Here is a 22,770-nt window from a genome sequence, read left to right on the forward strand (position 1 = left end):
CCCCCGCCGCCGCACCCACGGCGCGTCCCTCTTCCCCGCCCACCCCCGGCAGCAGCGAAGGCCCTGCGCAATGATCACCCGGTCGATCGTTCCCGACGCCATCGCACGGCAGCCGTGGCACATGCTGATCCCGTTGACGGGCCTCGTTACTCTGGGCGCGGCGGTGCTCTACTCGGCGGCGGGCGGCAGCCTCCAGCCTTACGCCCTAAGTCATGCGATGCGGTTCGTCATTTTCCTCTGCATGGCGATCGTCATCTCGCGGTTCAGCCGTGATTTCTTCCGCATGGCGGCCTACCCGGTCTACGGCACCGTCGTCGTTCTGCTGGTGCTGGTCGAGGCGATCGGCGCCGTCGGCGGCGGTAGCCAGCGCTGGCTCAATCTCGGCTTCATGACGCTCCAGCCCTCGGAACTGATGAAACCGGCCATCGTGCTGGTGCTAGCCCGCTTCTACGAGACGTTACCGCATGCCATGACCGCAAGCTGGCGCGGACTGGTGCCGGCAGGCGTGCTGATCGGCATTCCGGCCCTTTTCGTCATGATTCAGCCGGACCTCGGTACCGCCCTGGCGATCTGCTTCGGCGGAGTCGTGACGATGTTCCTTGCCGGGCTGCCGGTGTCCTGGTTCGTGGGCGCGGGCTTGACTGCCGGCATTGCCGCCCCGATCGCCTTTTTCACCCTGCTCCACGATTATCAGCGCAACCGTGTGCTGGTGTTCCTGGATCCCGAAAGCGATCCGCTGGGTACCGGCTACCACATCACCCAGTCCAAGATCGCCATCGGCTCGGGCGGGTTCCTGGGCAAGGGCTTCGGCAACGGCTCTCAGAGCCACCTCCAGTACCTCCCCGAATCGCACACCGACTTCGTCTTCGCGACCATGGCGGAGGAATGGGGCATGCTGGGCGGATTGTTCGTCCTGTTCGTCTTCGCGGTCGTGCTCTCCTGGGGTCTGCGCGTGGCGCGGCGCGCGCCGGACCGTTTTTCCAACCTTCTGGCCGCCGGGATGGCCGCGACGATCTTCTTCTATGTGGCTATCAACCTCATGATGGTCATGGGCCTTGCCCCGGTGGTCGGTATCCCGCTTCCCTTCATGAGCCATGGCGGCACCTCGATGCTGACCAACATGATCTGCCTCGGCACGCTCATGGCCGTGAACCGGTGGAATCGCCGCCCCGGATCATTCTCTTAAAAAAGTCGATTTTTCCGCTTCCCATCCTGAAAACAGACGCTATAGGAGCCTCTCCGCCGCCGGGTAGGTCCACCAAGACTTTCCAGTATGGCAGCCCAGGTCAGGGCAATGTGGACGCATAGCTCAGTTGGTAGAGCAGCTGACTCTTAATCAGCGGGTCCTTGGTTCGAGCCCAAGTGCGTCCACCATTCCTGTCCTTGCGCGGAAACGTGTGGACGCATAGCTCAGTTGGTAGAGCAGCTGACTCTTAATCAGCGGGTCCTTGGTTCGAGCCCAAGTGCGTCCACCATTTCCGTACCTTACGCGGCAACGCGTGTGGACGCATAGCTCAGTTGGTAGAGCAGCTGACTCTTAATCAGCGGGTCCTTGGTTCGAGCCCAAGTGCGTCCACCACCGCCCCCTTCCCATTCCATCGAAGAACACTGCACTCCGCTCGTGCAAAGCCGAAGCTATTAGCGCCATTGCCGCTCGGACGGGATGCCGTAGTGCCGCGCCAGGTCATCGATCGCCTCGCGGCTCAGTGGTGTCAGGAAGACCACCCCAACCCGGCCGCCACTTATCCAGCGCACTTCCGCCTCGATCGCCTTGAGATGCGCCATGCGCAGGGCCACGCGCTGGGCCGGAACGAAGTCTTCCGCAGCGCCGGCGAAGCAGCAGCCGCCCTCGGAAATATCGGCAAGCTCCACCGCGAAGACATGCCATTTCGACTTGCGGCACCTCGCTTCCAGCAGAACCTCATGCCGGGGATGCAACCTGCCGCAATCGTCGCGCACCGAAACGTCCTTCCTCTTGATCTGCAGATGGTCGCCCGCCGGGCGCCCGCGCTGCTTCGAAGAGATCCTAGCGCCGAGTGGTAAACCCGAGGTTGCGCTTCCGGAAATCGCTAAAGCGCGCCGCCGTCATCCAGTTCGACCTTGACCGCCGGAGCGCTTGAAGCGGGCGCTCCGGTGGCCGAGATCTGCGCATCGATGCTCTTGGCCCGCTGGCGGATCGTTTCGCTGGCCTTGTCGTAGCGCTCTTCGAATGTCGGCTCCTGCCGGCAGGCGGCAAGGGCAACCAGGCCTGCCACGGCCATGAGACCTCGCCGCATCAGTAATCCTTCTTGATGCGCAGGTTGAGGCTGTTGACTCCCGATCCGCCGGCCTGGCTGAGCACCGACAGCCACTTGGTCACGCTGACTTCGAGCTGCGTGGCGGTGAAGCCCCGCGCGTCGGTGATCAGTTCGACGTAGATATCATCCGTCAGGTACTGGCCGGCCGCCAGCGCCGTTCCGCGTCCGCTCGCCTCGTCGGGACCGAGGATGCGCAGGCGATCGATACCCGCCGCCGAGCGCAGCTTGCCCAGTGGATTGATGCCGCCGCCCGTCGCCCGCAGCGAATTGAGCGAGGACGCGAGCTGGACGGCCTGGATCGCCGAAAGGTTCTCGATCGAACTGCCGAACAGGATCCGCGACAGGACTTCGTCCTGTGGCAGGCTCGGCACGGAGCTGAACTCGATCTGCGGATTGAACGCCCGGCCGGTGACGGCGACGGTGACGTCCACATCGTCGATCGATTCGGTCGCCGTGATCGCCACCGTCGGATCGATGGTCTGGCCGCCGTTGAACGAGATCAAGCCGTCCGAAAGCTCGAACGACCGGCCTGCGAAGCCCAGCGTACCGCGCACCAGCTTGACCTCGCCGGCCATGCTCGGGGCCGAACTGGTGCCGCTCAGTCGGAAGTCGGCGCTCCACTCCGATTCGAGACCCATGCCCGACACGTAGAGCTTTTCCGGCGCGCGCAAGTGCAGGTCGAGGCGCACGGAAGAGAACGCGCTGGAGATCTGCGGGGCGGGTTCGTCGCCCGTCACGCGGGTCGGTCCCGCCTTCGGCTTGAAACGAACACCTGTCAGCTGCGGGATATCGACGGCGCCCTGCCGCACGATCTCATATCGGGTTTCCGGCAAGCGCAAGTCGCCGGACAGCAAGGCCGTTTCCCCGGCCCGCTTGGTCAGGTTGAGGGATCCGGTGGCGCTTGCCGAAAGCGAGTTGCTGCGCGCAAGCCTTGCCCGGTCCAACTTGACATTGAGATCCATCGGGTAGCCCGCGTCCGCGGCCAGGCTCAGACGGCCATTGGCGCTGACGGTGCCGCTGCCCGCATTGGCGTTCAAAGAGGTCAGTTCGAAGGAATTGCCGCTGAACTTGCCATCCAGGGTCATGTTGGAAAGCCGCGTACCGTAAGCCTGGTACTCGTAGGTCAGATCCTTGCCCTTCACGAGGCCGGTAATGCAGGGGTCGGACACGCGGCAGGAGAAGTCCGCCGCCAGGCCGACTGATCCGGTCAGGGTCTGGCCCGGCTGTCCGGCGAAGGAGAACAACGTGTCTGCAGGCCCGTTGTAGCGGATGCCGCCGCCAAGCGGCGCCTGCAGCAGGCGCGTGGTCCAGGCGCCCTCGCCCGGCGGCAGCGGACGAAGGCTGGCGACCAGCCTGCCGATGACGCTGCCCTGCTTGCGGAACACCGCGCGGGCTTCCCCCCCATCGGGGAGCAGCTTGCCGACGAAGTTGATGTTCACGGGCTGGCTTACCGTGCTGGAACTGGTGCGCGTGAAATTCACCAGGCTCATCCGGGCGTCGGCGCGCGGGAACGCGGTGGAGCTGCTCTGTTCGAAATCGAAGCTGCCGCTGGCCTTGCCGCCCAGGCCGTAGCCCGGAACAAAGGCGTTCACGAGCGCGACATCGACGTTCTCCAGGCGGCTCTGGATCTTCATGCCCTCGCCGTAAGTGCCTGCGATTTTCGCGGTTCCCGAACCAAAACCGATGGTCGTCGGCAGAAGTTCGTAGCCACCGTCCTTTGGAACGATCCGCGCCGGAGACTGGGTTTGCAGCGCCAGACCGCGCACGCGGCCCTGCAAGGCAACACGCCAGACTTCCGGCGTGAGATCGGCATTGAGGCCCACGCGGAACGGCACTCCGCTCACGCCTTCGATCAGGCCCTTGGCCTTGCCGCGCGCGTCGCGGTAATCCACGAGCACGCGTGCGGCGGCGATCTCGACCGCACCAAAGGAGGTGCCGGCCAGTTGCGCATCGGCGACCACGGCGGGCTTGTCATAGAGGACGGCGCGTCCATCGATGATCGCGGAACCGATGGCGAGGTTCGCCGGTCCCGGGAACACGGCGTCCTTCGCGCGCAAGTTGAAATCGACGGCCTGGTACTTGCCTTCGGCGTCCAGGCGCAGAGCCCCGCCGACACCGTTGCCATTGGCCGTCAATTGCCCCGCGAACGGGCCGGCCTTGGTCTGGACCATGCGGCCCGCGAAGTCGACGCCGGCCAGGTTTGCGCTGTTGATGTCCACAGACACCTGCGAGCCGAGCCCGAGCGAAACGTCAGCCTTGAGCGGCCCGTAGTCGGTGTCGCTCGTCATGTCCAAGCGGTAGCCGCCGCGAATTCCCGTGATCCGCGCGTCGAGGTTCGCAAGGCCGATGCCCAGACCGGGGCGCTCGGCGGTGACATGGGCGTCAGGATTGGCGATCGTGCCGGTCACCCGCACGCCGATGTTGCCATAACGGGTGGAACTGCCCTTCGCAGCCAGCGAGATGCGGCCATTGGGAGACCAGCTGCCCTGCCCGCCGCGCACCTTGAGTTCCGGCGCATTCAATTGCAGCGACGAAAACCGCACGACACCGTCCGGTCCATAACGGACGCGCGTCGACGCGGCGAAATTGCCGCCCAGATACGTCTTGAGCGTGTCGTTGAGCAACCTGGTCGAACGCGCGCGGACGGTACCCTCCAAAGCGAAGCCGTTGCCCTCGCTCTTGAGGTCCATGTTGGTGTTGATGTTGAAGATGCCGACGCTGTCGAGCCGGTAGTTGTCGATCCTGCCGTCGATCGCTCCCGTGTAGAACCCCTTGCTGACGTCTGCGACGAGGATCAGCCCGGCATCGATGCGATCGGAACGCAGGCGCATGTTGTCCGACAGGACCCGCGTGCCGTCTATCGCCAGATCGCCGTTCAGCCTGACATTCGCCAGCGAGCCACCGGCCACGGTATCCAGCCCGGTTATCCGCTGAACCTGCGCGGCGACGGGGATCAGGATCTTGTCAGCGTCCACTCGTGCCGCGCCGCTGGCGGTCAGGCGTTCGAGGCCCATGTCGTTCATGACGATCCGGGCAGCATTGATGCGATAGGCGACCTTAGGTGTCGTGAAAGCGCCGTCCAGCGCCAGCGATGCGGTGAGGCCGGCGCCGCTGAGGTTCGGCGCGATCGCCGCCGGCTTCAGCAGCGCGAAATCGAGTTTCAGGTCTTCGAAGCTGTTGGCGGAAAGGTCGACGATTCCGTTGGGCGTCAGAGTGAATGCGTCGCTCCAGATGCGCCCGGTCACCGTGGCGCGGCGCTGATCCAGCGCTGCGGTGATGTCCAGATTGGTGATCGGCCCAAGCAGGTTGGCTGTAGGCCCCGTCACCAGGCTGGCAACACGGGTCGGCCCCTTGATCATGAAGGTTCCGTCACGCGCGGCAAGGCTCAACTTGGCAAGTTCGCCATCACCCAGGCGGGCGTCCAGATTCCCGTTCCAGGCTTTCCAATCGCCCTTGCCGCCGAGCTTCAGCCGCAGCGGTTGCTTGAGACCGCCCAAGGCGGCGATGACGCCGTTCGCGGGCGCGTCGAGGTCAACGTCGAGGGCCAGCCGGTTCCTCGAAGGCACCGCATCCACCAGCAGGTTGAAGCGATCTCCGCCTTCCTTGCCCTCGATGGCGATCGTGCCGCCCTTTGCCGTGACTTGCGCCCGGCCATCCGAGATGTGCGCCTTGCCGTCGATGGTGACGATGCGCCGATCGCCGGACACCGGCGGCTCGGCGATGAAGCGATCGATCCGCAACCTGCCCACGTCGATATCGATGTCCGGCAATAGCGGCGCATCGCTGGGCGGAGTCGGCTTGAACTGAGGAACGCGGCGCAGGATCACTCTCTGCGCTGCGGCGCTGCGCACGTCGACATGATTGCTGAGATAGGCGAAAGGACGCCAGTCCACGTCGATTTCCGGCGAGAACAGGAACTCGCCCTTGGGATCGCTGACGGAGAGGTTGCGAAGCGTCATCCGCTTATAGAGCGAACCTTCGATCCGGCCTACTTTGATCCGCATGCCGTTTTCGAACTGCAAACCGGCGATCTGCTCGGCGACGAAGCGGTGACCGGGTCCGGTATCGATGCCGAAAATGACGGCGGCGACCAGCACGACCACGCCGAGAACGAGCCCGACGACGGTCTTGAGCGCGCGGATCCGCACGCGATGCCAGAGCGACGGCTTCCGCCTTGCCGCCTCGGCGGGGGGGGCGGCTTGCCCCACTCCGGCGTCGTTCTGGGGCTCGTCGGCCGGGATCATGGTGTCATTGTCCGACATCAGAATGCCTGCCCGATCGAAACGTAGAGATTGAAGCGGGATTCACCCGGCTGCCGGTTGACCGGAGTCGCGATATCCAGACGAACCGGGCCGAAGTTGGTGTAGAAACGGCCGCCGATGCCCACGCCGTAGCGCAAGTTGTTGAACTGCGGCATCGTCTCGCGATAAGCCTGCCCCGCATCGACGAAAGCGACGATGCCATAGTTGCCGAAGCGATAGCGAGCCTCGACCGAGGCCTCGTTGAGACTGCGGCCGCCAACCGGCGTGCCGTCCGCCGCCTGTTCGCCCAGCGCCTGATAGGCATAGCCGCGCACCGAGCCGCCGCCGCCGGCATAGAGCCGCCGCGAAGGGGCGATATCGAACAGACCCGCTCCCTGAATCGTGCCGAAACGCAGGCGGCCGGCGAGGACCAGGCTGTCCATGACGGGATAGTAGGCCGATGCGTCGATCCGCGCCCGGACATAGGGATCGAAACCCTTGCGGACCGTCGCTTCTGGCTGAACCAGCGTCGTCAGGCGGAAGCCCTTGGTGGGATCGAGCAGGCTGTCGGTCTGGTCGAAGCCGACCTGCCCATTGACGCCGGCGACATAGTACAGCTTGCGGTCGCGTTGGCCGGTGTTGCGGTTGTAGTCGGTTTCCGCCGTCGCCAGCAGTTCGACACCAAAGGCGTAGGTATATTTCTTTTGCCAGATCGGCGTGGAATCGCGCGCGACACGGGCGGCCAGGCGACCGGTATAGGCGCTGTAGGCGTCGTAGTCGTTGTGGAACGCCTCGGCCACGACTTCCAGCGTGCGATCCCGCTTGCCGGCGTTGGAGCGGCGGAAGGTGACGCCCGCACCCTGTTGCCGCGTACCGGCGATGGCTCGCGCGATCAGAGCCCCTTCCGGCGGGAACATGTTGCGATGAGTCCAGGTAGCCTGCGCGGTAATACCCTCGCCTGCAGCGTACCCTAGCGAACCGGCGATCGTTCGCGGCGGCCCGGCGTCCTGCTGGACATGCAGATCCACGTACTCCGTGCCTTCGGGCGCCGTCTCACCGGTCTTGCGCGGCTCCACCGAGACAGTGGAGAACAGGCTCGTCGCGACCAGGGCCTTGCGCAAGTCGTCGACCTTGCGGCTGTCGTAGAGTTCGCCGCGCTTGAAGCGGGCCAGCACATCGATGTGCTTGGCGTCGAACGCCAGGTCGCCGTCCGTGGTGAAGCCACCGAAACGGCCGCGCGGTCCGACCTCGACCGGCAGGGTATAGACGCCCTCGGCGGTATCCTGGTCGAGCAGAATGTCCCGGTCGCCCACTTTGGCGAAGGCATAGCCGTTCTCGGGCAGCGCGAGCGCGACTTGCGCCTCGGCACCCTGCACCCGCTCGGCGATGATCGGCTCTCCGACCTTGAGCGCCAGGTTCTTAGCGATGAGATCAGACGGCACCGTGGGATCGGCCTTCACGACAATATCCGAGAAGGAATAGCGTTTGCCCGGCACCACCTTGATCACCGCGACCAGCGGCGGACCTTCCGCACCGTCCGGTGTTCGATCGACGCGGGTGGTGACGATCGGCGAGTACCAGCCTTCCGAGGCCAGCACCGTCTGCATCAGCGTGGCGTCCTCGTTCAGGCGGGCATTCACCATGGCGAGGTTCGCGGCCTTGCCATCCCCCTTCTTCAAGGCCGAATGAGAGCGGAACTCGCTCTTCAGATCGGTTTCCGTCTCGTCATCGGGATTATCCAGACCCTCGATCCGGGTCTGGTATGCGACTTCGACGTCCTTCGTATCTTCCGCCTTTTCGGCGAACTGAACCGGCGTCACTTCGAACTGATCGATCGGCGGCAGCGCCGCATTCAACTCGGTGTCGCGAACCGGCGCATCGCCGATCTCTTCCGCAGCATCTCCGTCGGCCAGAGCCGGATCGCCGAGCGGCGCCGCCTGGCCGTCCTGCGGCTTCGTGTCCGCCTGATCGGCCGCCATCCGCCGCTCGAAAGCCTCGATCGATTCGAGAGGCTTGCCGAGCTCGGGATCGTCCTGGCTGCCGAGCGCGGGAATGGCATTGTTGAATTCGTCGTCAGGGATGACCGGCTTCACCTCGGGCAGAGCGACATCGGCAGGCACCGGCGGGACTGCCAACTTGCCGGCCTGGACCCGATCGTCGTCCGGCACACCGGCTTGCGTGCCCGGGCTGGCGGACTGAACCGTTTGGACGGCTTGATCCGTCCCGGGAGATTGCGCCCCCTGCTGGTTCTGCGCGTGTGCCGGCACCGCCGACAACGCGAGCAGCAGGGAAATCGTGGCCAGTCCCGCACCGTCGCGCAGCGAAAGGGAACAAGCCGGCTTTTGATCGATTAGCCAAGGCATGAGCAGCGCGATGTAAACCCCCTGTCGAGAATGGGCAACAGGCCACCTCGTGGAATACCCTATCGCATTGCAACAGCGAAAGTTCCCTGCCGCAAGTGGGTAAGCGATGAAATCTGAAGAAGGCATAGCCGCAGCGGCCGCAAAGACCCAGACGTCGGCTCGATCGGAATCCGGTAAACTCGGCACCGATGCCAATGCGCCCTGGCAGATCCCTGGGCGAGCCTGGTGGAAAATCGTCAAGCGCGTCTACGTCATGAGCGGCTTCCACGAGCTGGGCCTGCTTTCTGCGGGACTGGCGTTCTACTGCTTCCTTGCGCTCACGCCGCTGATCGGCGCGACGGTGATGATCTACGGTCTGATCGGCGACGTCGGGACCGTCCATGCGCAGATGCAGAGTATCGTCGAGGTCGTTCCGCCCGAAGTCGCCTCCATGCTGGAGCAGCAGCTGGTGCAGATCGTCACGACCAGCAGAGGCGTCACCGGCTTCGCCCTGCTCATCGCGTTGTTCTTCGCCATCTTCGGCGGCATGCGCGCCGCCAACGGCATGATCAGCGCGCTCAATATCATCAACGAGGAACGGGAAACGCGCGGCACCATTTCCCTGACGCTTCGCGCCGTGGGCCTGACGGTTTCCGCAGTGCTGATCGCCTTGACCGGCGTGCTTTCGGGCGGCGTGTTCGCCTGGCTGCAAACGCAGACCAGCGTGTTCCTCGGAGACGCTACGGCCGTCCTCTTCCAATGGCTTACCTGGATCGCGGCGATCGCGCTGGGCAGCGCAGGATTCGCGCTGATCATGCGCTATGGACCTGACCGCAGCCCTGCGAAATGGCGCTGGCTGGCGCCCGGCTCGCTGCTGGCGACGATCCTGTGGATCGCGGTGTCCTTTGGATTCTCGCTCTACGTCGCCTACATCAGCGACTACAACGCGACCTATGGCTCTCTGTCCGCGATCGTCGTATTCCTCATGTGGCTGTACCTCTCGGCCTACGGAGTCCTGCTGGGCGCCCTCGTCAATGCCGAGATCGAGCGGCAGACCTTCTGCGATACGACCATCGGTCCGGCGCTGCCTGCCGGAGAACGCGGCGCCGTCCTGGCCGATCTGATCGACAACCGCGTACCCAAGGCATCCGAGCTGGAGCGCCACAAGCGCCGCCGGGCCGAACAGGTCCGCCGCCAGACCGATCAGCCCTGACGGATATCGAGGACCTGCCGCTGGGCGCCGAGGCGAACGAGCAGATCGGCGCGCCGGGGCATTTCGGTCAGGATCCAGCGCGTCAGGCGCTCGTAATGGGCGATGAAGCGAGCGATTTCAGCTTCATCCATCGGCGCCACGCTTTTCCGTCCCGGCGCTGCGGCAAGCCCGCGCTCCTGCTCCAGCCTCCAGCCATGGACCACCTCGAAGCCGGGTGCCGCCAGGAGGATCAAGCGGTCGAGCCGCGCGAAGAGGCGCTGGTAGCAATCGCCCAAGGCGTCGTTGACGGCGCGGCGCCAGTGCCCATCTCCGTCCTCCTCCGCTTCCAGCGCGTTTACAGGTCTTGCCAGTTCGTTCGCCGGCTGCGGGAACGCGCCCACACACCACCCTTCGAAAAGGAGGACGTCGCAGCCGGGGGCGACGATGGGCCAGTCCCGCTCCGGCACCCGGTCGTCGGTGGCTTTGTCGAACCGGGGCAGCGCCGTCGGCATGCCACCTTCCAGGCTGTCGAGGGTTTCGAGGCCGAGCGCGACGTCATGGGTTCCCGGCACCCCGCGCGTGGCGAGCAAAGGGTGCGCGCTTCGCCCCAGCACCTGCCGCTCGTCCCGCGTAAGGTAGAGATCGTCGAGCGACAGCACGGCCGCGTTCAATCCCTGCCGCGTGCAGGCCTGCGCCGCCGCCGCCGCTAGCGTCGATTTCCCCGCGCCCTGCGCTCCGCAGATCCCGATCACGACAGGCCGATGCCGATGCCTTTCCAGCGCCGAGCGGATCTGGCCGAACACCGCCTCCACGAGCTTCGGATCCGCCTTTGTCTTGCTCTCGTCGTGATCGTCGCGTCGCATCCTTCCCGTTTGGGCGAGGGGCGCGGGGCTTGCAAGAGCATGCGTCGCCCCCTGCTCCTCCCCCTGCCCCTGCCCCCTGGTCCCCTTGCGCCAAGCTGCTAAAGCACGCGCACGCGAGGGAGAAGGAACAAGCACGCATGGACAAAGCCGTACTCTACGACATCGATGACGAAGGCATCGTCACCCTGACGCTCAACCGGCCCGACATGCGCAATCCGATTTCCGATCCCGCAGTCATCGAGGGCCTGCTTGGCGCACTTGACCGGCTGGAGAACGATGGCGCGGCCCGAGTGGCCATCCTGACCGGGGCCGGAAAAGGATTTTCGTCCGGCGGCAATATCAACGAGATGAAGCCGGGCGGCAACGTCAATGGCGGAACGCCCATTCGCACGCGTATCAACTACAAACGCGGAATCCAGCGCCTCCCGCTCGCCTTCGCGGCGCTGGAAGTGCCGGTGATCGCCGCCGTCAACGGCGCGGCGGTGGGCGCGGGGTGCGACCTCACCTGCATGTGCGACTTGCGGATCGCCGGGGAAAGCGCTCGCTTCGCGGAGAATTTCGTGAAGATCGGCCTGATAGCGGGAGACGGCGGATCGTGGCTGCTGCCGCGTATCGTCGGCTGGTCGAAAGCTGCGGAAATGGCTCTGACCGGGGACATGATCGATGCGGCGGAGGCACTGGCCTGCGGTCTCGTCTCGAAAGTCGTACCGGATCATGAACTGATGGACTCGGCCCGCGCCCTGGCCCGCCGCATCGCCGCCAACCCGTCCCATGCGGTGCGCATGACCAAGCGCCTGCTATGGGAAAGCCACCGTGGCGATCTTGCGACGGTGCTGGAGATTGCGGCCGCGATGCAAGCGGCGGCGCACGGGACGCAGGATCATGCCGAAGCGGTCGCGGCATTCCTGCAAAAACGGCCGCCCAACTTCAAAGGGGCTTGAATTTCGATGTGATCGGTTCATATGGCGATCACATCGAAATGTGAAGTGGATGATTGCAATGGCTGGTAACGTGATCGAACAGGTCCGCAAGCTCGTCAATGAAGGCGGCATGAGCAAGGCCGGCCTCGCCCGCGCTGCCGGGCTTCATGCCAATACCCTGCGAGACTGCACCGAGCAGGACTGGAATCCGACGGCCGACACCTTGACCAAGCTGGAACGCTTCCTGCTCTCGAACGACGATCGCCCTGTGCTCGTGCCCATCGAGGAAATCATCGACGAAGCTCGCAATGGCCGCATGTTCATCCTGGTCGACGACGAGGACCGCGAGAACGAAGGCGACCTCGTCATCCCGGCACAGATGGCAACGCCGCAGGCGATCAACTTCATGGCGACGCACGGCCGCGGACTGATCTGCCTGACGCTCACCAGCCAGCGCGTCGAGGAACTCGGCCTCGACCTGATGAGCCAGCATAACGGTACGCGCCACGAAACCGCCTTCACGATCTCGATCGAAGCCCGCGAAGGCGTCACCACCGGCATTTCGGCCGGAGATCGCGCCCGCACCATCTCCGTGGCGATCGACGGCAGCAAGACCAAGGCCGATATCGTCACCCCCGGCCACGTCTTCCCGCTCCGCGCCCGTGACGGCGGCGTATTGGTCCGCACCGGGCATACCGAAGCCGCCGTCGACATCTCGCGCCTGGCCGGCCTCAACCCGTCGGGCGTGATCTGCGAGATCATGAAGGACGACGGCACCATGGCGCGCATGGACGACCTGATCGCCTTCGCCCGCATCCACGATCTCAAGATCGGTACGATCCGCGATCTCATCGCCTATCGTCGCCGTCATGACCGGATGGTCGAAAAGAAGAACGAGATCACCTTCCAGAGCCGCTACGGCGGCCAGTGGCTGGCCCGCAGCTATTTCAACAAGGCGACGGGCGAAGAGACCATGGCCCTGATCAAGGGCAGGATCGATCCGGCCAAGCCGACGCTAGTGCGCATGCATACCCTGTCGATGTTCACTGACGTTTTCGGCGAGGAATCCAGCGATCGCAGCGATCTGCTGCATCATTCGATGGAGATGATCGCGGAGGAAGGCGCGGGCGTGATCGTCGTCATCAACCGTCAGATGACGGGTGCCATCTCGCGCGTCATGGACATCAAGCACCAGGTTCGCGCCGGCGAAAATCCCGATCTCGAGGAACTGCGCGACTACGGCGTCGGCGCCCAGATCCTCGCGGAGCTCGGCATCCACGACATGATCCTGCTCACCAACACCCATCATTCGCTCGTCGCGCTGGAAGGCTACGGCCTCAACATCGCTGGCGAGCGCCCCATCACCGCCCCCGAAGGAGCGTAATGACATGGCCCGTTTTCTCATCGTCGAAGCCCGTTTCTACGACCACCTGAACGACAAGCTGATCGCCGGTGCCAAGGCCGCGCTGAAAGCGGCCGGTCACGAGGGGGAAGTCATCACCGTGCCGGGCGCGCTGGAGATCCCGGCCGCGATCTCGATGGCCGATTCGACCGGCGACTATGACGGCTATGTCGCCATCGGCGTGGTCATCCGCGGCGAAACCTACCACTTCGAAATCGTCGCAGGCGAATCCGCGCGCGGCATCATGGCCCTGACGATGGACGGCATTCCCATCGGCAACGGCATCCTGACCGTGGAAAACGAGGAACAGGCGCTCGTTCGCGCAGAGCCGGACCAGAAGGACAAGGGCGGCGAAGCAGCCAAGGCCGCTATCGCTCTCTACGAGCTCAAGGAAAAGTTCGGCTGATATCCCAGACCGTTGGACTGATGAAAATGCCCGCATTCGCGGGCATTTTCATATCCGGAACCGGGCCGGTCCGACGAGCTTGCGATCCTTCGGAAGGATGGTGCGCCCGACGGGATTCGAACCCATGGCCCCCAGATTAGGAATCTGGTGCTCTATCCGGCTGAGCTACGGGCGCACTCGAGCGCGTCCTAGCTTGCGCGGCAGGCCTTGGCAATCTGTTGAATGGACAGGCTTCAATTGGCCTGTCCGGGCGGAAGCACCGGAAACGGCAAGGCTGCAACGGCGATGCCCTCTTCGAGCAATTCCTTGGCCTGTTCCACCGTGGCGTGGCCATGGATCGATTCGCTGTCCCGCTCGCCGTAATGCATCGCGCGGGCATCTTCGACGAAGCTCTCGCCTACGAACCGGCTCGACTTCAAGGCGTTCGCCTGCATCGCGGCGAGGGTTCTCAGCGCTTCTACCGCTTGCGGCGAGAGTTCCCGTGGCGGCCCGGGAGCGGCAACAGGCGGAACTGACGCAGCCGGCACTTCGGCGGCGACTTTCGCAGGAACCGGGGCCGAAACCGCCTCCATGCGCTGATTGCCCTTCCGACCGAGGCGCGGTGCCTGAACGGCCTTGCCTACCTCCGCCGAACCACAATGCGGACACTCGACAAGGCCGCGCTCCTGCTGGCGTGCAAAATCATCGGAAGACTTGAACCAGCCTTCGAACCGGTGCTGCGCGGAACGGCATTCGAGATCAAATACGATGGGCATCTCTGCCTATTTGGCGATTGCGCGCCGGTTGGCAAGGCTGGGCAACTGAGCCCGCACTTCCGCGATACGGGCATGATCGAGATCGACGAAGCCAAGGCCGGCCCGCTCCCCGCCCAGATCCAGAAGCACATCGCCCCAGGGATCCACCGCGAGCGAATGGCCGTAAGTCTCGCGGCCGTCCTCGTGTGTCCCGACTTGCGCCGCGCTCAGCACGAACGCACTGGCTTCGACCGCGCGAGCGCGTTGCAGGAGATGCCAGTGCGCCTTTCCGGTCGGAACCGTGAACGCTGCCGGTATGGCGATGACGTCGCACCTGGCGCGTCCAAGCGCTTCGAACAGCGCCGGGAACCGCACATCATAGCAAATCGCGAGACCAAGCAGGCCCAGCGGCGTTTCGACCGTGACTGTGCGCTCACCGGGCGCATAGGCGTTGGATTCGCGCCAGGATTCTCCTCCCGCCAGATCGACATCAAACATATGGATCTTGTCGTATCGTGCGCGGATATCGCCGGTCGCATCGATCACGAATGCACGATTGGCATAGCGTCCGCCTGAACGGGCTTCGGCATCGGCGGCTTCACAGGGCCGCACGGCCAGCGAGCCCAGATGAACCCAGATCCCTTCTCGCGACGCTGCCTCACGCGCTGCGGCCAGAACGCGGTCCTCGGCTTCGGAAACAATCTTGGCAGCCGCCCGCTCCCGCTTGCGATCGATGAGCCCTGACATTTCCGGGGTAAATAGCATCTGCGCGCCGCCCGCACCCGCCTCGCGAATAGCGGCGACGATGGCGGACGCATTCGCCTCGGGATCGATCCCGGAGGTCATCTGCAACAAGGCGGCGCGTGCCATGTCGGTCAGAGCCCGAGAACGGGGTCGAGCTTGCCTGCGCGGTTCAGTGCGTCGATATCGTCGAAGCCGCCATAAGGCGTGCCGTCAACCAGCACTTGCGGAACGGTGCGCGCGCCAGGCACCCGCTCGAGCATTTCCTGCCGCTTGGGACCGCCCATCGTGATGTCATATTCCTCATAAGGCACGCCCTTGTCGTCGAGCAACGACTTGGCCATCACGCAATAAGGGCAGCCCCATTTGGTATAGATTTCCACCTTCGGCTGGCTCATCGAAACATATCCTTCCATCTTGGCGGCCGGGTCTTTGCAGAGGCCTCTGCTCTCGCTCGCACCCTCTGCGAAGAGGGCCTTGAAAGCGGGGGCGGCTATCATATCTAGGGATTCGAGTCATGGCCCGCCAAGGGGATGGCTCGAAAACGAAGCGCCGGGAGGTCCGGGCTTCGAAATCACGAAGATTGCTCATTGGAGGATTTTTGTCATGAACCGTATCGATTTCTCGCCCTACCGCCGCACCATGGTCGGCTTCGACCGGCTTTTCGACATGATCGAAAACCAGGGTCGTGCAAACCCCGGCGAAAAGTACCCCCCGTTCAACATCGAACGCCGCGGCCCCGATGCCTATCGCATCACCTTGGCCGTCGCGGGCTTCAAGCCGGCTGACATCGACATAACCGCGCAGGCGAACCTGCTGGTGGTGAAGGGTCAGAAACCCGAAGAGTCCGTGGATGGGGAGATGCTGCATGTCGGCATCGCCCAGCGCGGCTTCGAGCGTCGCTTCGAACTGGCGGACTACGTCCGTGTAGACGGTGCCGACCTTGCCGACGGTCTTCTGGTGATCGATCTCGTGCGCGAGGTGCCCGAGGCGATGAAGCCCAAGAAGATCGCCATCGGTGGCAATAGCCTGACCGTGGTGGATGGCAGCATCGAAGGCGATTCCGCCGCTGCCTGACGGATAGGACGGCTGGAGGAAATCGGGGCGGTCCGGAGATGTCCGGGCCGCCCTTTTGTTCGCTCTTTGCCGGTAGTCGCGGTCCTGCACGACCCGCATGCACGGGAGAATGGAGAGTTGGCGCGGACGCAGCTCGCGATTAAGCCGCAGACTGAGCCATAAGCGAGCTGCGGTTTCATCATGATCTCGATCCTGTCGGTTGTCCTGCCGATCTTCGCGCTGACATTCGTCGGCTGGCTCTCAAGGCGAGCCGGCATCTTCGGTCCGCAATCGACGCGTGAACTGAACCGCTTCGTTGTCTACCTGGCGCTTCCGGCACTTCTGTTCGACATCGTCGCCAAGGCCGAACCCGCTCAGCTCTGGCAACCGGAATTCATCGCGGTCTTCGGGTTCAGCACCTTCTTCTTCTTCATTATCACGGTGGCGATCAGCCGCCTGAGCGGGGCGGACATCGGGAGTGCCGCGATCCACGGTTTGAACGGCGCCTATTCGAACGCAGCGTTCCTCGGCTTTCCGCTGCTCATCGCCGCCCTTGGGCCCGCATCCCAGACTTTCACCCTGATCGCGACGATCAATACCGTCTGCGTGCTTTTCGCCTTCGCCATCGTGCTTATCGAGTTCGGCAATCAAGCCGGAGGGCACCCGCTCACGATCGCCTTGCATGTGTCTCAGGCGCTGCTGAGAAATCCGCTGGTCCTGGCGCCTCTCTGCGGCGCCCTCGTCATGGCCAGCGGCGCGGGGATCGCAGCTCCACTCGATGCGTTCCTCAAGCTCCTGGGTTCGGCCGCCAGCCCCTGCGCGCTCGTATGCCTGGGCATGTTTCTGGCCGAACCGCGCGCTTCGGAACAGGCCGAGGCCGGAAAGACCGCCATGCTCGTCGCGCTCAAGCTGTTCGTCTATCCGGCCTTGACGCTGGTGCTCGCGCTATGGGTTTTCCCGCTCGCGAAGCCCGTGCGAGATGCTGCCGTTCTGCTGGCGGCACTGCCCACCGGGACGGGTCCATTCATGCTCGCGGAGTTCCACCGCTGCGAGGGCGCGCTGACCGCCAGGGTCATCCTGATCTCGACCGTGCTTTCCGTCGGAACGATCACCCTGTTGCTGGCAGTGCTCGGACGATCATAAAAAGGGCGGAACCTTCCGGCCCCGCCCCGCTTTCTTTCGATCCAGCGCCCTATCAGACCAGGCGTGCCTGCCGCAGCGCCGCCGCGACGAACCCGGCGAACAGCGGATGCGGTTCGAACGGACGCGACTTGTACTCGGGATGGAACTGCACGCCCACGAAGAACGGATGATCCGGGCGTTCGACGATTTCAGGCAACAGGCCGTCAGGCGACATGCCGGAGAAGATCAGGCCGTTGCCCTCCAGAACGTCACGGTAGGAAGCGTTGACCTCGTAACGATGGCGATGGCGTTCCGAAATTTCGGTCGCGTTGTAGAGCGAGGCGATGTGGCTGTTGGGCGAAAGCTCGGCCTTGTAGGCGCCGAGCCGCATGGTGCCGCCCAGATCGCCGCCCTCGGCGCGCTTCTCGAGGCCGTCCTTGCCCATCCACTCGGTGATGATGCCGACGACCGGCTCTTCGGTGGGGCCGAATTCGGTTGAATTGGCCTTTTCGATCCCGGCCGAACGGGCACCTTCGATGCAGGCCATCTGCATGCCGAGGCAAATGCCGAAGAACGGCACTTCACGCTCGCGGGCGAAACGAACCGAGGCGATCTTGCCTTCGGTTCCGCGCTCGCCGAACCCGCCAGGAACCAGGATGCCGTGCATCGGCTCGAGCGCAGCGGCGATCTCCGAATCTTCCTTCTCGAAGATCTCGGCATCGATCCAGTTGACGTTGACCTTGACCCGATTGGCCATGCCGCCGTGAACGAGGGCTTCGTTGAGCGACTTGTAGGCGTCCTGGAGGCCGGTGTACTTACCGACGACGCCGATGGTCACTTCGCCTTCGGGGTGTTCGAAACGATCGGTGATGTCGTTCCAGCGCGAGAGGTCGGGCGCTTCCGAGGCCATGCCGAAGTGGTGGAGCACTTCGGCGTCCAGCCCCTCGTGATGGTACTGAAGCGGCACGGCATAGATGTTCGGCGCATCGAGCGCCGGGATGACCGCTTGCGGACGCACGTTGCAGAACAACGCAATCTTGCGGCGCTCGCTCTCGGGAAGTTCGCGGTCGCAGCGGCACAGGAGGATGTCCGGCTGGATACCCAGGCCGGTCAGTTCGCGTACGGAGTGCTGCGTCGGCTTGGTCTTCAGTTCGCCGGCGGCCGCGATGTAGGGCACCAGGGTGACGTGAACGAAGCAGGTCTGCTCGCGGCCGAGTTCGTTGCGCAGCTGGCGCAGCGCCTCGACGAAGGGCAGCCCTTCGATATCACCGACCGTACCGCCGATTTCGCAGAGGACGAAGTCGAGATCCTCGGTCTCCGCCATCGCGAAGTCCTTGATCGCGTCGGTCACGTGCGGAATCACCTGGACCGTGGCGCCGAGGTAGTCGCCGCGGCGCTCCTTGGCGATGATGTCCTGGTAGATGCGGCCCGAGGTGATGTTGTCGGCCTGGCGTGCCGAAACGCCGGTGTAGCGCTCGTAATGCCCCAGATCGAGGTCCGTCTCGGCGCCGTCGTCGGTGACGTAGACTTCGCCGTGCTGATACGGGCTCATCGTGCCCGGATCGACGTTCAGATAAGGATCGAACTTGCGGATGCGGACGCGATAGCCGCGTGCCTGCAGAAGAGCCGCGAGGCTCGCCGCCATGAGACCTTTGCCGAGCGAGGAAACCACGCCGCCGGTGATAAAAATATGCCGCGCCATGGGAGTCGGCCCTTAAATTGCATGGGGGCACGAGCGCAAGAGCGCTGTGCCTCAATCCACAGGTCAAAACGAATGAAATGCCGCCTGCCAAAGCCAGACGGCATTTCTGTTACTTCGATGCGCCGGGCCGTGCCCTGCCGGAGTACGCCGATTTACTGACCGGCAGCACCCGAAAGCGGATCATTGGCGGGAGCGGCACCGGCCGGTGCCGGGCTCGCGCCTTCTACCGGTGCACCGGCCGGTGCGGCTGCACCGGCAAGCGGATCGACCGGCTGCGCGGGAGCGGCCGGTGCCGTCTCACGCTGAAGCGAGGTATCGATGTCGCGGCCGCTGGTGGTGTTCACCGCCAGAGCAGCCAGAACGATCGAGAGAATCACGAAGATCGCAGCGAGAATACCCGTTGCGCGGGTCATGAAGTTGGCCGCTCCGCGCGCCGACATGATACCCGAAGGGCTGCCGCCACCGACACCGAGACCGCCACCTTCCGACTTCTGCATCAGAATGATGCCGACGAGCAGGAGAGCGACAATCGCCTGGACAACGGTCAGGAAGGTGAACAGCATCGTGCGTTTTTCTCAGTCATCTTGGGGGTCTTGATCCAATAGGCGATCAAGGACCCGCATCTCAAGTCGCGCAGATAGGCGCTAGGCGCGCTCCGCGCAAGTCATCAGCCGGACCCCTTCGATAAAGCGGGCATCCGGCCAATCCGCGTGCCTCAGTCGTTGCCCAGCGAAGCTGCTGCACCGACGATCGCGAGGAAACTTTCGGCGCTCAGGCTCGCGCCGCCGACAAGCGCTCCGCCCACATCCGGCACGGAGAGCAGTTCGCCGGCGTTGTCGGCCTTGACCGAACCGCCGTAGAGGATGCGGACATCCGCTCCGCCCTCGCCGTAGATGGCGACGAGCTTCGCCCGGATAGCGGCATGCATCGCCGCCACATCCTCGACCGAAGGCACTCGGCCGGTGCCGATCGCCCAGACCGGCTCGTAAGCGAGCGACAGCTTCTCCGGCACACCGTCGATAGCGGGGCAGGATCCCTCTATCTGCGCGGCGACCACGGATTCGGCATCGCCTGCATCGCGCTGTGCCTCGGTTTCACCGACGCAGAGAATCACCGCGAGGCCTGCCGACAGCGCGGCCTCGGCTTTGGCCTTCACATCGGCATCGGTTTCGCCGTGAAGCGTCCGGCGCTCCGAATGCCCGACAATGGTGAAGTCCGCGCCGGCATCCTTGAGCATGGGAGCGGAGATGTCGCCCGTGAAGGCGCCGCTGTCTTCCGCCCGGCAATCCTGGCCGCCGACGCCGATCAGTTCCACCGCATCGCGAATGCGGTAAAGCAGCGTCGCGGGCGGCGCGACCGCCACCTGCACCTTCGGAAAGCGTGCGGCAGCCCGGTCGATCGCGCGCGCCTCGTTGAGCATCGCACGCGTGCCGTTCATTTTCCAGTTACCGACGATGTAAGGCAGACCAGCCATGTTATTGAGAAACCTTGATTTCAGGGCGCGCGGACCGCTCAGATCCCCCCAAGGGAGCGGGAATCATGCGCCGTGCTTTCGAGGCGCTGCTAGTGCACCGAGGGCGCTCTTGTCAAAATCCGTGCTTTCCCGGTGTCGCTTCCACCAGGAGCGACCTGGTCGATCTCGCGAGTCGCAGGTCTCTCATCGCACGTCGCCATTGCAGGATGATACAAGCCCCCCTAAAGCCTGCCCCGGTTCGCGCTAAGGCTTGCCCATGGCGCTCCGATTGAACCCGAATTTCACGCTGATCGGCACGGTACATGATCTCATTTTTCCGAAACGTCCTGAACTCCAAGATCGGCGCCGGCATAGCCCTGGCGGTGCTGGTGCTCATCACGCTGGCGTTTGTCGGCGGCGATCTCACCGGGATGAGCGATTCCGGCGGCATCAGCGCCGGCAAGGCAGTAGCCACCGTCGGCAAGGACGAGGTTGACGAGAACGAACTGGCGCTTGCGGCCAAGTCGGCGCTCTCGCGCGTCCAGGCGCAGGATCCCACGATGACCATGAAAGTGCTCATCGCACAGGGCGGCCTCGAACAAGTGCTGGACGAACTGATCGACCGCACTGCCACGGCGTTTTTCGGTAAGAAGATCGGCGTCGTCGCTGGCGATCGGCTGATCGATAGCGAGATCGCCAGGATTCCGGCGTTCCAGGGCGTCGACGGCAAGTTCGATCAGGCGACGTTCCGCCAGCTTCTTGCCCAGCAGGGTCTTTCGGAAAAATCTCTACGTGAGGATATCGCTCAGGGCCTCATCGCGCAGCAGCTGATGCTGCCCGCGCAGTTCGGCACGACGATGTCGAGCTTCGCCGCCAAGCGCTACGCCGCCCTGCTCGACGAGAATCGGGCCGGCACGGTCGTCGCCCTCCCCTCCGAGCTTTTCGCTCCGACGAATGCACCGAGCGATGCCGAGCTCCAGGCCTTCTACAAGAGCCACACCAATGCCTTCATCCGCCCCGAACGCCGCGTGATCCGTTTCGCCGCGTTCGGCGAGAGCGCGGTGAAGGACGTCGCGGCACCGGACGATGCCGATGTGGCGAAACGCTACCAGGCCGACGCCGCGCTCTATGCGGCGCAGGACAACCGGAAGATCACCCAGCTGATCGTCCCGACCGAAGCCGCCGCCAAGGCCATCGCCGGCGAAGTCGCCAAGGGCAAGACGCTCGAAGCCGCTGCGCAGGAAAAGGGGCTTTCGGCCGCCAAGCTCGAGTTCTTCAGCAAGGCCCAGCTTTCGAGCCAGTTTTCCCCTGCCGTGGCCGACGCCGTTTTCGCGGCGCCGGTGGGCAAGCTCGCCGCTCCGCAGAAGAGCGCGCTGGGCTGGCATCTGATCCGGGTCGAGGAAGAGCAGAAGAAGCCGGAACGCCCCCTCGCCGCGGTGAAGGACGAAATCGTCGCCAAGCTGACCGAGGAAAAGAAGCGCAGCGCCCTCACCGATCTTCTCGCCAAGCTCGAGGACGAGTTCAGCAACGGCGCCAGCCTCGTCGAAGTGGCCAAGTCGCTCGGCGCGACGGTCCAGACCACCGCACCGATCACCGCCAACGGCCAGGTCTACGGCAAGCCCGGCGAGACGGCTCCGGCCGTACTCCAAACCGTGCTGAAGACCGCCTTCGCCATGGATCAGGAAAAGCCGCAGACCGCTCAGGTCACCAAGGACGAAGCTGCGCCTGCAGGCCAGAACGGCTTCATCGTCTACGACGTCACCGACATCACCCCGTCCGCTCCGGCGCCGTTCAAGGAGATCGTCAACGACGTGAAGGCCGCTTGGGCCATCGACAAGGGTGACGTCGCGGCAAAGGCCGCAGCGCTCCAGGTCCAGACCCAGGTGCGCCGCGGCAAGACCCTCGAACAGGCCATCGCCGCCATCGGCAAGACGCTGCCGCCGGTCCAGCAGGTCTCGATGTCGCGCGCCACGCTGACCGCTGCCCTGCGCTCGGGACGTCAGGTGCCGCCGCCGGTCTCGCTGATGTTCCACATGGCCAAGGGCACCGTTAAAGTGCAGTCGGCCGGTCGCGATCGTGGCTGGTTCGTGGTCGCCCTCAAGGAGGTCGTCCCCGGCAAGGTGGAATCGGCGCAGCTCGTGGAAGGCACCCAGCGCGAACTCGGCGGCCAGCTCGGCCAGGCCTATACCGATGCCCTGGGCAAGGCGATCCGCAAGGAAGTCGGCGTGAAGCGCCACGACAAGGCCATCGCAGCGGTGCGCGACCAGCTCGCCGGTGCCGGCAGCGCCGAATAAGGCAA

General features: G+C 64.4%; 19 protein-coding genes and 4 tRNA genes. 11 read left to right on the forward strand and 12 right to left on the reverse strand.

Features of this window, described 5'->3' with window-relative positions; all coding sequences use genetic code 11:
- Positions 1–73 precede the first annotated feature (73 nt).
- The 4 genes from rodA to L284_RS39620 all read left to right on the forward strand — a co-directional run bounded on the left by rodA (position 74) and on the right by L284_RS39620 (position 1,579).
- Entirely contained in the window at positions 74–1,186 is a 1,113-nt protein-coding gene (rodA, locus tag L284_RS39605) for a rod shape-determining protein RodA (protein WP_031342650.1), read from the forward strand.
- Positions 1,187–1,298: 112 nt separating this feature from the next.
- Positions 1,299–1,374: transfer RNA gene (locus tag L284_RS39610), tRNA-Lys, on the forward strand.
- Between the two features lie 25 nt (positions 1,375–1,399).
- Positions 1,400–1,475: transfer RNA gene (locus L284_RS39615), tRNA-Lys, on the forward strand.
- Between the two features lie 28 nt (positions 1,476–1,503).
- A tRNA-Lys gene (locus L284_RS39620) sits at positions 1,504–1,579 on the forward strand.
- Between the two features lie 59 nt (positions 1,580–1,638).
- Here the strand turns inward: L284_RS39620 and L284_RS39625 are convergent.
- From L284_RS39625 to L284_RS39640, 4 genes are all read right to left on the reverse strand, one after another.
- On the reverse strand, positions 1,639–1,959 hold the full coding sequence (locus L284_RS39625; RefSeq protein WP_152524703.1) for a PilZ domain-containing protein: 321 nt from the start codon (positions 1,957–1,959) through the stop codon (positions 1,639–1,641).
- A 110-nt stretch (positions 1,960–2,069) separates the two neighbouring features.
- A complete protein-coding gene (locus tag L284_RS39630) occupies positions 2,070–2,276 on the reverse strand; it encodes a hypothetical protein (RefSeq protein ID WP_040713722.1) in 207 nt (68 codons plus the stop codon).
- Positions 2,276–6,559 carry a translocation/assembly module TamB domain-containing protein gene (locus L284_RS39635; RefSeq protein WP_021234933.1) on the reverse strand — a complete coding sequence of 1,428 codons (4,284 nt, stop codon included), beginning with the start codon at positions 6,557–6,559 and terminating at the stop codon, positions 2,276–2,278. Before L284_RS39635 ends, L284_RS39630 begins: the two co-directional genes overlap by 1 nt.
- Positions 6,559–8,901: an autotransporter assembly complex protein TamA gene (locus L284_RS39640; protein WP_021234934.1), complete on the reverse strand. Its 2,343-nt coding sequence runs from the start codon at positions 8,899–8,901 to the stop codon at positions 6,559–6,561. Before L284_RS39640 ends, L284_RS39635 begins: the two co-directional genes overlap by 1 nt.
- Positions 8,902–9,007: 106 nt before the next feature.
- Between L284_RS39640 and L284_RS39645 the strand changes: the two genes are divergently transcribed.
- A complete protein-coding gene (locus L284_RS39645; RefSeq protein WP_021234935.1) occupies positions 9,008–10,093 on the forward strand; it encodes a YihY/virulence factor BrkB family protein in 1,086 nt (361 codons plus the stop codon).
- On the opposite strand, the gene L284_RS39650 is transcribed toward L284_RS39645, so the two are convergent.
- A complete protein-coding gene (locus L284_RS39650) occupies positions 10,084–10,935 on the reverse strand; it encodes a zeta toxin family protein (RefSeq protein WP_021234936.1) in 852 nt (283 codons plus the stop codon). The two genes, L284_RS39645 and L284_RS39650, sit on opposite strands and share 10 nt — an antisense overlap.
- A 137-nt stretch (positions 10,936–11,072) precedes the next feature.
- Here L284_RS39650 and L284_RS39655 point away from each other — a divergent pair, with 137 nt between their 5' ends.
- Genes L284_RS39655 through ribH form a run of 3 tightly spaced genes read left to right on the forward strand, consistent with a single transcriptional unit; the run spans position 11,073 to position 13,663 of the window.
- Entirely contained in the window at positions 11,073–11,876 is an 804-nt protein-coding gene (locus L284_RS39655; protein ID WP_021234937.1) for a crotonase/enoyl-CoA hydratase family protein, read from the forward strand.
- A 58-nt stretch (positions 11,877–11,934) separates the two neighbouring features.
- The gene (ribB, locus tag L284_RS39660; RefSeq protein WP_021234938.1) at positions 11,935–13,239 is read left to right on the forward strand and encodes a 3,4-dihydroxy-2-butanone-4-phosphate synthase; all 1,305 of its coding nucleotides are present in this window, start codon (positions 11,935–11,937) and stop codon (positions 13,237–13,239) included.
- A gap of 4 nt (positions 13,240–13,243) precedes the next feature.
- Positions 13,244–13,663: a 6,7-dimethyl-8-ribityllumazine synthase gene (gene ribH, locus L284_RS39665; protein WP_021234939.1), complete on the forward strand. Its 420-nt coding sequence runs from the start codon at positions 13,244–13,246 to the stop codon at positions 13,661–13,663.
- A gap of 98 nt (positions 13,664–13,761) precedes the next feature.
- Here the strand turns inward: ribH and L284_RS39670 are convergent.
- The 4 genes from L284_RS39670 to grxC all read right to left on the reverse strand — a co-directional run bounded on the left by L284_RS39670 (position 13,762) and on the right by grxC (position 15,536).
- Positions 13,762–13,838 (reverse strand) — tRNA-Arg (locus L284_RS39670).
- 58 nt (positions 13,839–13,896) lie between these two features.
- Positions 13,897–14,418 (reverse strand): DUF1178 family protein, encoded by a 522-nt coding sequence (locus L284_RS39675; RefSeq protein ID WP_021234940.1) that lies wholly within the window; start codon positions 14,416–14,418, stop codon positions 13,897–13,899.
- Positions 14,419–14,424: 6 nt separating this feature from the next.
- Entirely contained in the window at positions 14,425–15,267 is an 843-nt protein-coding gene (locus tag L284_RS39680) for a carbon-nitrogen hydrolase family protein (RefSeq protein ID WP_021234941.1), read from the reverse strand.
- A gap of 5 nt (positions 15,268–15,272) precedes the next feature.
- Entirely contained in the window at positions 15,273–15,536 is a 264-nt protein-coding gene (gene grxC / locus L284_RS0124490) for a glutaredoxin 3 (RefSeq protein ID WP_031342657.1), read from the reverse strand.
- 208 nt (positions 15,537–15,744) lie between these two features.
- On the opposite strand from grxC, the gene L284_RS39685 reads away from it, so the two are divergent.
- Positions 15,745–16,215: an Hsp20 family protein gene (locus L284_RS39685; protein WP_021234943.1), complete on the forward strand. Its 471-nt coding sequence runs from the start codon at positions 15,745–15,747 to the stop codon at positions 16,213–16,215.
- A gap of 180 nt (positions 16,216–16,395) precedes the next feature.
- Positions 16,396–17,337 carry an AEC family transporter gene (locus L284_RS39690; RefSeq protein WP_021234944.1) on the forward strand — a complete coding sequence of 314 codons (942 nt, stop codon included), beginning with the start codon at positions 16,396–16,398 and terminating at the stop codon, positions 17,335–17,337.
- 52 nt (positions 17,338–17,389) lie between these two features.
- Here L284_RS39690 and L284_RS39695 read toward each other — a convergent pair whose 3' ends face one another.
- The 3 genes from L284_RS39695 to tpiA form a co-directional block, all read right to left on the reverse strand.
- Positions 17,390–19,018: a CTP synthase gene (locus tag L284_RS39695; RefSeq protein ID WP_021234945.1), complete on the reverse strand. Its 1,629-nt coding sequence runs from the start codon at positions 19,016–19,018 to the stop codon at positions 17,390–17,392.
- Positions 19,019–19,170: 152 nt separating this feature from the next.
- Positions 19,171–19,581, reverse strand: coding sequence for a preprotein translocase subunit SecG (gene secG / locus L284_RS39700; protein ID WP_021234946.1), 411 nt, complete (start codon positions 19,579–19,581; stop codon positions 19,171–19,173).
- 152 nt (positions 19,582–19,733) lie between these two features.
- A complete protein-coding gene (tpiA, locus tag L284_RS39705) occupies positions 19,734–20,492 on the reverse strand; it encodes a triose-phosphate isomerase (RefSeq protein WP_031342660.1) in 759 nt (252 codons plus the stop codon).
- 302 nt (positions 20,493–20,794) lie between these two features.
- Here tpiA and L284_RS39710 point away from each other — a divergent pair, with 302 nt between their 5' ends.
- Positions 20,795–22,765, forward strand: coding sequence for a SurA N-terminal domain-containing protein (locus L284_RS39710; RefSeq protein ID WP_021234948.1), 1,971 nt, complete (start codon positions 20,795–20,797; stop codon positions 22,763–22,765).
- Positions 22,766–22,770 lie beyond the last annotated feature (5 nt).

Origin of the sequence: Novosphingobium lindaniclasticum LE124 (assembly GCF_000445125.1) — a bacterium.
GTDB lineage: Bacteria > Pseudomonadota > Alphaproteobacteria > Sphingomonadales > Sphingomonadaceae > Novosphingobium > Novosphingobium lindaniclasticum.